Origin of the sequence: Acinetobacter sp. MYb191 (assembly GCF_037572605.1) — a bacterium.
Lineage (GTDB): Bacteria > Pseudomonadota > Gammaproteobacteria > Pseudomonadales > Moraxellaceae > Acinetobacter > Acinetobacter johnsonii.
The window spans coordinates 96,817-107,916 of sequence record NZ_JBBGZP010000011.1 but is presented as its reverse complement, the minus strand read 5'-3'; the positions used below and the strand labels follow the sequence as shown (position 1 = coordinate 107,916).

Below are 11,100 nucleotides of genomic sequence, written 5' to 3'. Positions count from 1 at the left end.
GACGCCAGTCGCATCGCCGGGTAGCTATGTTCGGAAGGGATAACCGCTGAAAGCATCTAAGCGGGAAGCCTACCTCAAGATAAGATTTCCCTAGGACTATATGTCCTCTAAAGAGCCGTTGAAGACTACGACGTTGATAGGTTGGATGTGGAAGCATAGTGATATGTGAAGCTGACCAATACTAATTGCTCGTGAGGCTTGACTATACAACACCCAAACAGTTGGTGTTGTGGTTCAAATCACTGCAAACAACTTGATTTAGTTATAAAGCTAAGTACAATGTGCAAATTAAATTAACTCAGATGTTCTGTTAATAACTCATTTGATGAAAGTTAGGCATACACAATGTGTAAATAAGACCCAACGAATAGTCATAAACAGTTGTGCTGGCGACAATAGCAAGAGTGAACCACCTGATCCCTTCCCGAACTCAGAAGTGAAACCTCTTAGCGCTGATGGTAGTGTGGAGTTATCCATGTGAGAGTAAGTCATCGCCAGCTCATTAATTCAAAATCCCCCTCCGCTAATCGCTGAGGGGGATTTTTTTTATGCTGAAAATATTAAATAATAAAGAAAAAGAGAAATATTAAGTGGGAAAGAAGATTGGCTAAAAAATAGCCTCTAAAATTTAATAGGTTTAGTTGCTTTTAAAAACTAAATTTGTTTATATTTTTATCAGATGGATCAGTATTGCATGATTCGACTGCTGGCATTTTTTAGGGTATAGAGTAGCTGTCCTAAGAGTACATCTTTTTCAGTCAAGGTTACGATAATCATTGGATGATTTGAAGAGGGTATCGAGGTTAAAATGGCTTTACCATTGTCTGCATCCAAAGTAATGGATTGGCAACCTTCGAGATGAATTTCATTCATAAAGGCTGCAACCATAGCTAAAATCGAGCTGCTAACTGCTGCAAGTTTAGTACTGTTATAACCATCTCTCTTATAAACATGGGCTAACTCGAAGCCATCTGTGCTACACAGCATGACATAATTGACACTGCGGACATTCATGAGAACATCTTGAATCTCACTCTTTGCAAAATCAATTAACTCTTTTGGTGCTGTGCGGCTTTGCGCTAAAGTAAACATATAGAACCTCGTTAAGGGTTAATTGGCAATATTTGAATTGATCTCAATGGAGGTAATGAGCGCTTCTAATAATAACAAAACGTCATCTTTCTTCCTTGCATCGATAAAGAAGAGGGGAGAAAAGAGGTCATTTTGTAATAACCAGTCTTTATAGATAGTGGTTGATTTGGTTGACTCAGAAGGAAGATCGGTATGTGTAATACCGATCGCAATATTGTCGGTAAAGTTTTGAAAGGTTTCCAGATAGCTTTCTAATTCTTGAATAGGGTTGTCTGAATGATGGTCAATCAAAATCACAGCACCAATAGCACCTTTAGTAATGGCAGACCAAATAAAGTCGAAGCGGCTTTGCCCAGGTGTACCATATAGCCCAATGGTCAGGTTTTCATCAAGCGTGATTTCACCATAATCAATACCAACGGTGGTTTCTAGTTTAGTATGGCGCTGTGCGTCTGTATTGAAAGCCTCCGTTTGCAGTACGGGAATCTCTGAGAGTGATCGAATCGCCTCCGTTTTACCCGCGCCCATACCACCAGCAAAAACAATTTTAAAGCGTTGTAAAATCATATTATTATCCTATATGCCTAGTTTTTTTCTTAGTTTTCCAAAAAAGCTTTTAATTAATCCTGCTTCTTCAGTAGCTTGAGGCATTTCTGGTGGGTTGAAGTGCTTATCCCAAATATTGATTTTTGAGAGATTATGGGTCGCGATATTGGCTGCAATAAAGCGCTGCACAGTTTCAATGGGGAGGTTCAACTGCGTTGCAATTTTTGAAACTTTACCACCTTGAATAAAGCAGCTGGAAAGTTGAAAAATGGTTTTCCTGTCCACATTGCTTGCTGGCTTAGGCCACATATGGATCTTAAAATGCCCATCTTCAGGTGCAATTTCTTTCAAAAATATGGGTGAATCCCAAAAAAACTGCCATAGCCAGTCGCTAAGTATATGGGGTTGCTTACGTGAGACTTTCATGAAGTTACTGGTGCTGGCAATGTCATAATCAAAACCAGAATCTGTAAAGGCTTGTTCTCGTTCTGTATTGAGCCAAGCGATATTTTTCTGAATATCAATAATGGCAATGGTGCCCAAAGTATCAAAAAGATGTAGCTTTGAGTTGCGTTCGGTATCCAGCATTTTGCTGAAATATTCTAATTTATAGGGTGTTTTTTTATTCTGAGTTTCGATAGGAATGATTTGTTGATTCTCAAAAGAGGGATGTAGTAGATGTTGAATAATCCAATTCGAGAAGCTTTCAAGATCTGTAATTGGTAAAGAAAGTATGTTTTCGTGGAGTCGGTTTTGGTTATGGGGTTGCTTAGAAATTTTTAGCCATGGGAACTGACGACTTCGAATGATCTTTTGGATGCCTTCGGTTTCATAAAAACTTTCATGGATAAATAAACAATCAATAGTTGGGTCAGCAGCGGAGCTCCAGTTAATTTGATACTCTTGAGGAATGAGATTACGTAGCTGTGTTTTAAGTTCGTCAGAATGGTTTGAACTCAGGCCGGTAATCGCAATATTAATATATTGCTTATTCATAGTGTTTCTTTAATTTAATTAGGTTGAAGAGGACAACGCATACAACCCCTTTCCCAAAAGGATGAGAAAGGGGCAATTCAAATTAAGAAAAATCTAGGCCTTTTTCATATCCTTTGAGTTCATGGCGAGCCATGGCAAGATTTGCTTTAGAGCGTTCAAGGACAAGATATAAGAAAATTTTGTCATTGCCTTCTAAAGGACGAATAAGGTGATACTGCTTACCCAGCGTAATTAAAATATCTTCGATGGTATCATTCAAGTTCAATGCTTGTGCAACACGTCGTTTTGAGCGAACGACTTCAGTATTACCTGCAGCCGCGAGTTCTAAATCGATGTTTCCACCGCCTTGAGTTGCTAGGGCCAAACCACTTTCCCCATCGACCAATGCTGCTGCATAGAATCCATCGATATTTGCTAATGCTTCCAATGACACTTTAGCCATAGTTTTTCTCTTTAATTTTATGAGTTTTGAAATCCTTTTAACTTGTTGTTTCACAAGTCGATTTAATTATATGGACGGCGTGAAAAAATTATCAATATAAATAAATGTAACAAAAAAAAGATGAATAAATGTACGATTAAACCCGAGGCTTTTAGTCAGTTTTTGCTACAGATTCTGTGATTAAGTTTGCGTATTTTAAAAAGGAGTGTGAGAAAGTTTATTGTTATTTGGAAAAGTGTTTAATTTATTTGCTATTGTAACAAAATGTAACTTTTACCATTTGGACAAATAAAAGCAAAAAGAAATCGATTTTTTTGATTTTTAAAGATGAAATATATAATTATTTTTCATTAAAAAATAAAGGGATGCGCAAAATGAGTGCATCCCTTGGAGATTAGAGAAACATTTGACTTGCTGCGCAATAAAGTCCCCATAAAATCACGATAGCCACAGCAGGCTCAATCAGTTTTGCCCATGTTGGCGTTGGATTTTGCTCTGCTACCTGTGTGTGTAGCTGATCTGAGTGGTCTGTTGCGTGTTGATTTACCATTTGATTAAACTCCTTCATCGTCTCTTCTAATGATAGCTCTTCTTCAGGCTTTGGTTTAGAGCCAATCAGTTCTGTTAGCTCACTTGTTGTCCAAACCCAGTCATCCGCTAGACCTGAGAGGTGCTCAATTTGACCGACAAGCAGCTCACGAATTCCATGTTCGCCAAAGTTCCCTGTGACATCAAGTTGTTTGAGTTCAGCAAACTGCAGACTCAACATGGTAGTTAGGCTGTGCTCTACGTCTGCCTTTGCTAACTGTGATTCATTTTGCGGAGACGTGGTGAGATGCCTTGCAAGTTCTTGAATATAGAGATGATCTTGAGTTTGAATCTCTTGATAGAGCTTGGTGCCATCTTGACGCATCAAAGTGATGAGTTTTCCAAGCGAGAGAGTGTTGGCCTCAGAAAGATATTGAAGTCGCTCCTCATCTGAATATTGACTCAGAAGCTCAGGCTTTTGAATTTTAATCTGCTCTGCAAAATATTGTACTAAATCAAAAGCCATATAATTACTCCATTTTATTAATCTAATAACCTTAAACTTGGTTTTTTCTTAGCGGGTTCAGTTTTTTCTTCATTGTCTGATTTTAAAGCATTTTGCTCACTTTGGGTATGATTGTCATACTCACTTGGATCGAAGAACAAGCCTTGTCCATTCTCACGGGCATAAATGCCTATCACAGCATTAAGTGGGACATAAATATCACGAGATACCCCACCAAAACGTGCAGAGAAGGTAATCGCATCGTTGCTCATATGTAGCGCATGTACGGCATGAGGGACGATGTTTAAGACAATCTGTCCATCTTGAATAAACTGTTCAGGAACGAGGGTATTGGGTTGGGTTGCATCGACCAATAAATGCGGTGTCAGTTGGTTATCACAAATCCATTCATAAATGGCGCGAGCTAAATATGGACGAGTCGGCGTAAGGTTTAATTCTTGATCAGACATAATGTTCTCTACGGCTGTTTAAATTCAGATTGATAATGGTTTTTCTCCTGCAAAGTTAAAGACTTTAAAAATGCAGGACGACTAAAAATACGTTGACAATATAAATAGATTGGGCGGCATTGCTGTTTTGGTAAATGCACGCCCATGCTGTTTAAGCGTAGAAAGATAGGCGCAAGCATGCAATCTAAAATACTAAAGCTTTCCGACATGAAATAGGGGAAATGCTGGAACAATGGTGTTAGGGAAATGAGTGTGTCTTTCAGTTTTTTTTGTGCTTTCAGTTTTGCTTGTTCATCGAGTGTATCTGGATGGCGCAGCATCATATCAGCAAGCCTTAACCAATCTTGTTCAAAGCGCCAAATATACTGACGCTGTTCCGCACGAGGCATAGGTGCGTCGGCATAGAGCTTGTTTTGACGATAACGATCGTCTAAATACTCAGAGATGATATTGGCATTAAATAGTTTTAAATCATTTTCAATCAACATCGGCAGCTGGTTATAAGGGTTTAAGCTGGCGAGATCTTCATCATCTGCATCACTTAAAACCAAATGGTATTTGATTTGCTTCTCTGCAAGTACATAACGAATCCAATGGGAGCGAAAATCATCTGCATGGCTATACAGCGTAATTCCTTGAAGCGGAGTAGTTTCGACAGACATATTTCAAGAAACTAGGTGAAGTGAATCGGTTAGAATACTAAAAATAGCCAATAAAATCATCTTAACTTTAATATGCTTATACAATCGAACAACTTGGAATAAATCAAAAATAAGGATAGAACCATGCAGCTTAGGCTTAGAATCACCCAATCGATCGCAGTTATTATATTAATGACTTCTATCTCAAGTAGTTATGCTCAAATTCGAGATGCAGCCGAACACGTAGATGTAGCGCAGCAGACTGCTGAATATGCAGCTTGTATTGCCGATGAAGCCTGTGATGTCACTACTTCTGTATCTGAGGATGAGATGTATGGCGGCATTCAGCAAGAATATACAGTAAAAGGCTGTAAAGTCACTGTTTATAATGATGGGCCTGTTAAAATGGTTGATGAGAAAAGCGACGAGCCGTGTAATGCACCACTTCCCAACGATCATCAATTTTCAAAATAAGCTGGAATATACAACTAGAGGCATGTAGTACGAATAAAGCAGGAAACATAGACTTAAAACTTAAAAATGACGCATAAAAAAAGCCTTGGATAAACCAAGGCTTTTTTGTCCAATTTGGTAAACGAATTAACGTTTAGAGAATTGAGGACGTTTACGAGCTTTACGTAAACCAAGTTTCTTACGTTCAACTTCACGAGCATCACGAGTAACGAAACCAGCTTGACGAAGAGCAGGTTTAAGTGTTTCGTCAGAAGCGATCAATGCACGAGTAATACCGTGACGGATAGCGCCAGCTTGACCACCGATACCACCACCAGCAACAGTGATGTAAAGGTCATACTTTTCAGTAACTTCAAGAAGCTCTAAAGGTTGACGAACAACCATACGAGCAGTTTCACGACCGAAGTATTGCTCAAGAGTACGGTTGTTAATTACGAGCTTGCCTGTACCAGCTGACAAGAAAACACGTGCAGTTGCGGTCTTACGGCGACCTGTACCATAATTAGTAGCCATGTGCTGTATCCCTTAGATGTCCAAAACTTGTGGCTGTTGAGCAGCGTGTGGATGCTCTGTACCTGCATACACTTTCATTTTCTTGATCATTGCATAACCAAGAGGACCTTTTGGTAACATACCTTTAACAGCTTTTTCTAAAACTGCTTCAGGTTTGTGAGCGATTAACTTTTCAAAGTTAGTCTCACGGATACCACCAGGGAAGCCAGTGTGGCGATAGTATTTTTTATCAAGTGCTTTTTTACCAGTCACTTGAATTTCTTCAGCATTGATTACAACGATATAATCGCCAGTGTCAACGTGAGGAGTATAAGAAGTCTTGTGCTTACCACGTAGACGACGAGCGATTTCAGTCGCAAGGCGACCTAAAGTTTTGCCAGAAGCATCAACAACGTACCAGTCGTGTTGAACTTCAGCAGGCTTAGCGCTGAGAGTTTTCATTAAACCACTACCTATTATAGTTGGTTTGGACTATGGAATCTGTCCAAACAAAAGGAGACGCGATTCTAAACGAAGTTGCTCAGAATCACAAATGAAAATATAAAATTTCAAGAGCCTTATTTTAAGGTATTTCCCTACATAAAGGAAGAGATCAAAGTTTATTCTTTTTAAAAAACGACAAAAGAGTTCAAACTTTAAAAAATGAGGAAACAGCGATATTGAACTTTATGACTTCACTGAATGAAATGCGGGATCATCACCATAGAACCATTTTAAAATAACGGATAGTACAGGAGTTACGACTCGCAATTTCTTTGCTCATGTTTTATATGTTTGAGGCTTTATTTTATCTTTGAAAGTCGATGGAATGTGAAAACAGGATAAGTGAGGATTTAAATATAAAAGAATAGGTTCAAGTTGAGTGCGGTGAATGCGGAGATACTGGGTGAGACGTTGTATAATAGTCAAAACGCATTTTATTTGAGTTGATCATGCTGCCTTTATATGTCACCAGTGGTGAACCTGCTGGGATTGGTCCAGATATTTGTTTAAGCCTTGCTACTCGTATAGATGAGCGTCCGATCGTGGTCCTTGGTGATATGAACTTGCTACGTACACGTGCAGTATGTTTGGGATTGAACATTGAACTGATTGAATATTCAGGGCAAGAAGCATCATCAACTCAGGGGCAACTTTATGTTGAGCATGTGCCTTTAAGCGAAGCTGTTGTAATGGGTGAGCTCAATCCTGAAAATGCGCCTTATGTCTTAGAGCAGCTACGACGTTCGGCCGATTATGCCATGTCCGGTAAAAGCGTAGGTGTTGCAACTGCACCTGTACAAAAGTCAGTCATCAATGATGCTGGGATTCACTTTAGTGGACATACCGAATACTACCAAGAGTTTGCTGGAGTTGAACGTGTGGTGATGATGCTCGCAACCAAGACGTTGCGTGTTGCGCTGGCTACTACACATTTACCTTTGAGAGCTGTACCCGATGCGATTACCAAAGAACGGCTGCATCAAGTTATTGATATTTTAATTCAGGACTTAAAAAGCAAATTTAAAAAAGAGCATCCCCATATTTTAGTATGTGGCTTAAACCCACATGCAGGGGAAGATGGCTATTTGGGCATGGAAGAAATTGAGGTGATTAACCCCGTGCTGGAAAGCTACCGTGCTCAAGGCATAAATATGAGCCTGAGCCTACCTGCCGATACCTTATTCACCCCAGAAAACTTAAAAGATGCCGATGCTGTTTTGGCGATGTATCACGATCAGGGCTTACCTGTGTTAAAATCGCAAGGGTTTGGTGAAGCCATTAATATTACTTTGGGCTTACCGTTTATTCGTACCTCAGTCGATCATGGCACAGCTCTCTCCCTCGCAGGCACAGGTCTTGCGAAAAGCTCAAGCTTACAGGTCGCTGTTGATTTAGCGTTAGAATTAGCTCGTCACTAATGTTCAGTGATTAACTCACGTTGGAAAATTTTATGTATCAAATTAATGCCTTAAACCCTAAAGATGAAGGGCACCATACGCGGAAGCGTTTTGGACAAAACTTCTTACATGACCAACGTGTGATTGCCAAGATTGTACGTTCAGTTGCACCCCGTTCAGGTGATAACATTGTGGAAATTGGCCCAGGTTTGGCAGCCTTAACCTCTCCGTTGATTGGTGAGTGTGACGCACTTACGGTTGTCGAATTAGACCGTGATTTGGCGGCAGGTTTGCCAGGGCGTGTGCCACATCCTGAACGTTTAACCATTATTGAAACTGATGCACTGAAGTACGACTTCACTAATTTATTTGAAGATGGTCGTCCTTTACGGGTTGTGGGTAATTTGCCGTATAACATTTCGACGCCACTTTTGTTTCACCTCTTGGAGTTTGGTGACAAAGTTAAAGACATGCACTTTATGCTACAAAAAGAAGTGGTTGACCGTATTACGGCTTCTCCAAATAGCAAAGAGTATGGTCGTTTGTCGGTGATGATTCAGTATTTCTGTAAACCTACGTTCTTGTTTGAAGTACCACCGGGTTCATTTAACCCGCCACCCAAAGTGACTTCTGCGGTGTTCCGTTTAGAGCCATATGCGGTTAAGCCTATTGTGGCAAAAAATGAAAAAGCCTTGGCACGTTTGGTCTCGCACGTCTTTACTCAGCGTCGTAAAACTTTGCGTAATAGCTTAAAAGGCATGTTGGTTGAAGATGGTTTTGAACAAGCGGGTGTTGATCCGATGGCACGTCCAGAGACTTTAACACTGGCTCAATTTGTGGCATTAGCAGATCAAATGGTGGCTTAAGGTGGCAGGTGCAGAGATTCGATACAATTATGTCATTGGTGATGTGCAGGGTTGTTTTGAAGCACTAAAAGCCTTGCTAAAGACCATTCAGTTTGATCCTGACCAAGATTTTATTTGGTTTGCAGGGGATTTGGTTGCCCGTGGTGAAAACTCATTGGGTGCTTTACGCTTTATTAAAAAATTAGTAGAGCGTAATGCGGCTGCAGCAGTTTTAGGCAATCATGATTTAACTTTGCTGGCGGCTGCACGTGGCATTAAAGCAATTAAAGACAAAGATAACATTCGTGATGTGATTGATGCGATTGATAGTGATGATTTGATTGATTGGCTACGTAAACAACCCTTGTGTGTATTTCCAAATGCAACCACGGTTCTGACGCATGCAGGCATTCCAACCAATTGGACAGCAGAACAAACTGCTGCTTTAGCCGCAGAAGTTGAGGCGGTCATTGCAGCAGATGATTTTGATGTTGTCGATGCCTTTTTAAAAGAAATGTATGGCAAAGAGCCCACCTTATGGTCGGATGAACTGACGGGGCATGCGCGTTTACGTTGTATCGTAAATTATTTGACTCGTATGCGTTTAACCGATAGTGCTGGGCGTTTGGAGTTTAGTTTTAAAGACTCACTCAGCGACCCGATGCCTGAAGGCTTCAAACCATGGTTTGAATTTGCTTCACAAGCAGCGCAAACCCATAAAGTTGTGTTTGGTCACTGGGCCGCTTTACAAGGCAAAACCATTTCAGACTCGATTCAAAATGTAGATGGCGGTTGTGTTTGGGGGCATCAATTAATGGCTTACCGTCTAGAAGATGAGACCTTATTTGCAGTTGATAATCCAGTTCAATAGCACATGCATTAAAAAAGCCACGAAGTTCGTGGCTTTTTTATTCTTAGTCGATTCTTAACCAAGTTTGGTTACGACCTAAAGCAGAAACACCGATGTATGCACGTAGCGAAAGACGCTTTCCTGTGGCATTCAGTTTCATTTTCGCATCATAAAGTTTGCCAGACAGCGGATCAATCACACGACCTTTTTCATAGTTATTGGTGCCGTCGACATGCTTTAAGCCTTTAATAATGTCCATACCCAAAATTGGTTTGTTGGTATATGGCGTAGGGCAATTCACGCAAGTTTCTTTTGGTGTATAACCTGGGCGTGGGGTAATTTTTACAATTTTTCCAGTGTAAGTGTTATTCGATTCTTTACGAATTTCGATAATGGCTTTTGGTGAGCCTGACTTATCATCAATTTGTTGCCATGTCCCTGTTAAGTCCTGTGCAAATGCTCCCCCGCAAAGCATGGACAATGTTAATCCCGCGATAAAAAACTTACTTTTCATATAAGGTTCTCTATAGTTTCACAAAAAGATATCCAAGACACAGAAAAATAAACAGTTTGCACAAGGCAAACTGTTTTGTGTTTAGATATGAGTTAGGCAGTTGCCTTTAAAAATTGAAAAATCATACATGCTTAGCTGAAACTCTTTTATTCATTGAATTTGAAACAATCAGACTAAGTTTGATGCAATGTATGAGTGACTCAGTGGTGGTCTACAAAATCTAAAATGAATTGATCAAGTGATTGCGTAGACCAAGCCTGTTCAGTAATAAGAACCTAGATTATTCTCGAATCCACGTTTGACTACGACCTAGAGCCGATATGCCCACGTATCCTCGCAAGGTTAAGCGTTTGCCATTCGAACTGAGTTTTGCTTTACAGCTATAAATATTACCAGACAGGGGATCAATGATTTTTCCACCCGTGTAATTGGTATCACCGCTGTGTTTCAAACCTTTCATCACATCCATGCCTAAAATAGGCTTATTGGTATACGGCGCAGGGCAATTAATACAAGTTTCTTTTGGTGTATAACCCGGACGAGGCGTTACTTTAACGATCTTAGCGGTATATGTCCCATTTGATTCTTGGCGAATATCAAGGATGGCTTTTGACGACCCAGTTTTGTCATCAATATTTTTCCAAGTGCCGCTAATATCTTCAGCGAAAGCTGTACTACCCATAACGGTTGTAGCGAATGCGATTGCAAGTGTCAATTTGCTCATGAACAAAATCCTTTTATCATTTAATCAACGACAAACTCATCTTAAGTCGATTTTTTAAACAATACAATTGTTTATGTGAG

Annotated in this window: 15 protein-coding genes and 2 rRNA genes; 6 read left to right on the top strand and 11 right to left on the bottom strand. The window is 40.0% G+C overall.

Annotation, left to right across the window (positions count from 1 at the left end):
* Together WH214_RS06650 and rrf are read left to right on the top strand one after the other, a co-directional pair.
* Positions 1 to 206: ribosomal RNA gene (locus tag WH214_RS06650) — 23S ribosomal RNA — on the top strand; the annotation flags it as partial.
* A 179-nt stretch (positions 207 to 385) separates the two neighbouring features.
* Positions 386 to 500, top strand: a 5S ribosomal RNA gene (gene rrf, locus WH214_RS06645).
* 184 nt (positions 501 to 684) lie between these two features.
* Here the strand turns inward: rrf and WH214_RS06640 are convergent.
* The 7 genes from WH214_RS06640 to WH214_RS06610 all read right to left on the bottom strand — a co-directional run bounded on the left by WH214_RS06640 (position 685) and on the right by WH214_RS06610 (position 5,241).
* Complete coding sequence (locus WH214_RS06640) at positions 685 to 1,092, bottom strand: roadblock/LC7 domain-containing protein (protein WP_339399441.1); 408 nt, start codon at positions 1,090 to 1,092, stop codon at positions 685 to 687.
* 18 nt (positions 1,093 to 1,110) lie between these two features.
* Positions 1,111 to 1,659: a GTP-binding protein gene (locus WH214_RS06635; RefSeq protein WP_339422213.1), complete on the bottom strand. Its 549-nt coding sequence runs from the start codon at positions 1,657 to 1,659 to the stop codon at positions 1,111 to 1,113.
* Between the two features lie 9 nt (positions 1,660 to 1,668).
* Positions 1,669 to 2,634, bottom strand: a complete 966-nt coding sequence (locus WH214_RS06630) for a hypothetical protein (RefSeq protein WP_339993071.1) — start codon at positions 2,632 to 2,634, stop codon at positions 1,669 to 1,671.
* Positions 2,635 to 2,716: 82 nt separating this feature from the next.
* The gene (locus WH214_RS06625) at positions 2,717 to 3,076 is read right to left on the bottom strand and encodes a roadblock/LC7 domain-containing protein (RefSeq protein ID WP_339422215.1); all 360 of its coding nucleotides are present in this window, start codon (positions 3,074 to 3,076) and stop codon (positions 2,717 to 2,719) included.
* Positions 3,077 to 3,470: 394 nt separating this feature from the next.
* The gene (locus tag WH214_RS06620) at positions 3,471 to 4,130 is read right to left on the bottom strand and encodes a hypothetical protein (protein WP_339422216.1); all 660 of its coding nucleotides are present in this window, start codon (positions 4,128 to 4,130) and stop codon (positions 3,471 to 3,473) included.
* Positions 4,131 to 4,147: 17 nt separating this feature from the next.
* Positions 4,148 to 4,579: a ClpXP protease specificity-enhancing factor gene (locus tag WH214_RS06615; protein WP_005400226.1), complete on the bottom strand. Its 432-nt coding sequence runs from the start codon at positions 4,577 to 4,579 to the stop codon at positions 4,148 to 4,150.
* Between the two features lie 8 nt (positions 4,580 to 4,587).
* The gene (locus WH214_RS06610; protein ID WP_339422217.1) at positions 4,588 to 5,241 is read right to left on the bottom strand and encodes a glutathione S-transferase N-terminal domain-containing protein; all 654 of its coding nucleotides are present in this window, start codon (positions 5,239 to 5,241) and stop codon (positions 4,588 to 4,590) included.
* Positions 5,242 to 5,364: 123 nt separating this feature from the next.
* Here WH214_RS06610 and WH214_RS06605 point away from each other — a divergent pair, with 123 nt between their 5' ends.
* Positions 5,365 to 5,694: a hypothetical protein gene (locus WH214_RS06605; RefSeq protein WP_445206355.1), complete on the top strand. Its 330-nt coding sequence runs from the start codon at positions 5,365 to 5,367 to the stop codon at positions 5,692 to 5,694.
* A 126-nt stretch (positions 5,695 to 5,820) separates the two neighbouring features.
* Here the strand turns inward: WH214_RS06605 and rpsI are convergent, their stop codons facing one another.
* Both rpsI and rplM read right to left on the bottom strand, forming a co-directional pair.
* Positions 5,821 to 6,207 (bottom strand): 30S ribosomal protein S9, encoded by a 387-nt coding sequence (gene rpsI / locus WH214_RS06600; protein WP_004695095.1) that lies wholly within the window; start codon positions 6,205 to 6,207, stop codon positions 5,821 to 5,823.
* A 12-nt stretch (positions 6,208 to 6,219) separates the two neighbouring features.
* Complete coding sequence (gene rplM / locus WH214_RS06595; RefSeq protein WP_004695096.1) at positions 6,220 to 6,648, bottom strand: 50S ribosomal protein L13; 429 nt, start codon at positions 6,646 to 6,648, stop codon at positions 6,220 to 6,222.
* A 491-nt stretch (positions 6,649 to 7,139) separates the two neighbouring features.
* On the opposite strand from rplM, the gene pdxA reads away from it, so the two are divergent.
* Genes pdxA through WH214_RS06580 form a run of 3 tightly spaced genes read left to right on the top strand, consistent with a single transcriptional unit; the run spans position 7,140 to position 9,803 of the window.
* Positions 7,140 to 8,108 carry a 4-hydroxythreonine-4-phosphate dehydrogenase PdxA gene (gene pdxA / locus WH214_RS06590; protein WP_339422219.1) on the top strand — a complete coding sequence of 323 codons (969 nt, stop codon included), beginning with the start codon at positions 7,140 to 7,142 and terminating at the stop codon, positions 8,106 to 8,108.
* 32 nt (positions 8,109 to 8,140) lie between these two features.
* Positions 8,141 to 8,953 carry a 16S rRNA (adenine(1518)-N(6)/adenine(1519)-N(6))-dimethyltransferase RsmA gene (gene rsmA, locus WH214_RS06585; RefSeq protein WP_004695098.1) on the top strand — a complete coding sequence of 271 codons (813 nt, stop codon included), beginning with the start codon at positions 8,141 to 8,143 and terminating at the stop codon, positions 8,951 to 8,953.
* 1 nt (position 8,954) lies between these two features.
* Positions 8,955 to 9,803, top strand: a complete 849-nt coding sequence (locus tag WH214_RS06580) for a symmetrical bis(5'-nucleosyl)-tetraphosphatase (RefSeq protein ID WP_339422220.1) — start codon at positions 8,955 to 8,957, stop codon at positions 9,801 to 9,803.
* Between the two features lie 43 nt (positions 9,804 to 9,846).
* Here the strand turns inward: WH214_RS06580 and WH214_RS06575 are convergent, their stop codons facing one another.
* Both WH214_RS06575 and WH214_RS06570 read right to left on the bottom strand, forming a co-directional pair.
* Positions 9,847 to 10,296, bottom strand: a complete 450-nt coding sequence (locus WH214_RS06575) for a DUF2147 domain-containing protein (RefSeq protein ID WP_004695101.1) — start codon at positions 10,294 to 10,296, stop codon at positions 9,847 to 9,849.
* A 280-nt stretch (positions 10,297 to 10,576) separates the two neighbouring features.
* Positions 10,577 to 11,020, bottom strand: a complete 444-nt coding sequence (locus WH214_RS06570; protein ID WP_010327459.1) for a DUF2147 domain-containing protein — start codon at positions 11,018 to 11,020, stop codon at positions 10,577 to 10,579.
* Positions 11,021 to 11,100 lie beyond the last annotated feature (80 nt).

Coding starts and splice junctions, on each gene's coding strand:
- WH214_RS06640 (WP_339399441.1), bottom strand. CDS start 1,092: ATGTTTACTTTAGCGCAAAGCCGCACAGCACCAAAAGAGTTAATTGAT.
- WH214_RS06635 (WP_339422213.1), bottom strand. CDS start 1,659: ATGATTTTACAACGCTTTAAAATTGTTTTTGCTGGTGGTATGGGCGCG.
- WH214_RS06630 (WP_339993071.1), bottom strand. CDS start 2,634: ATGAATAAGCAATATATTAATATTGCGATTACCGGCCTGAGTTCAAAC.
- WH214_RS06625 (WP_339422215.1), bottom strand. CDS start 3,076: ATGGCTAAAGTGTCATTGGAAGCATTAGCAAATATCGATGGATTCTAT.
- WH214_RS06620 (WP_339422216.1), bottom strand. CDS start 4,130: ATGGCTTTTGATTTAGTACAATATTTTGCAGAGCAGATTAAAATTCAA.
- WH214_RS06615 (WP_005400226.1), bottom strand. CDS start 4,579: ATGTCTGATCAAGAATTAAACCTTACGCCGACTCGTCCATATTTAGCT.
- WH214_RS06610 (WP_339422217.1), bottom strand. CDS start 5,241: ATGTCTGTCGAAACTACTCCGCTTCAAGGAATTACGCTGTATAGCCAT.
- WH214_RS06605 (WP_445206355.1), top strand. CDS start 5,365: ATGCAGCTTAGGCTTAGAATCACCCAATCGATCGCAGTTATTATATTA.
- rpsI (WP_004695095.1), bottom strand. CDS start 6,207: ATGGCTACTAATTATGGTACAGGTCGCCGTAAGACCGCAACTGCACGT.
- rplM (WP_004695096.1), bottom strand. CDS start 6,648: ATGAAAACTCTCAGCGCTAAGCCTGCTGAAGTTCAACACGACTGGTAC.
- pdxA (WP_339422219.1), top strand. CDS start 7,140: ATGCTGCCTTTATATGTCACCAGTGGTGAACCTGCTGGGATTGGTCCA.
- rsmA (WP_004695098.1), top strand. CDS start 8,141: ATGTATCAAATTAATGCCTTAAACCCTAAAGATGAAGGGCACCATACG.
- WH214_RS06575 (WP_004695101.1), bottom strand. CDS start 10,296: ATGAAAAGTAAGTTTTTTATCGCGGGATTAACATTGTCCATGCTTTGC.
- WH214_RS06570 (WP_010327459.1), bottom strand. CDS start 11,020: ATGAGCAAATTGACACTTGCAATCGCATTCGCTACAACCGTTATGGGT.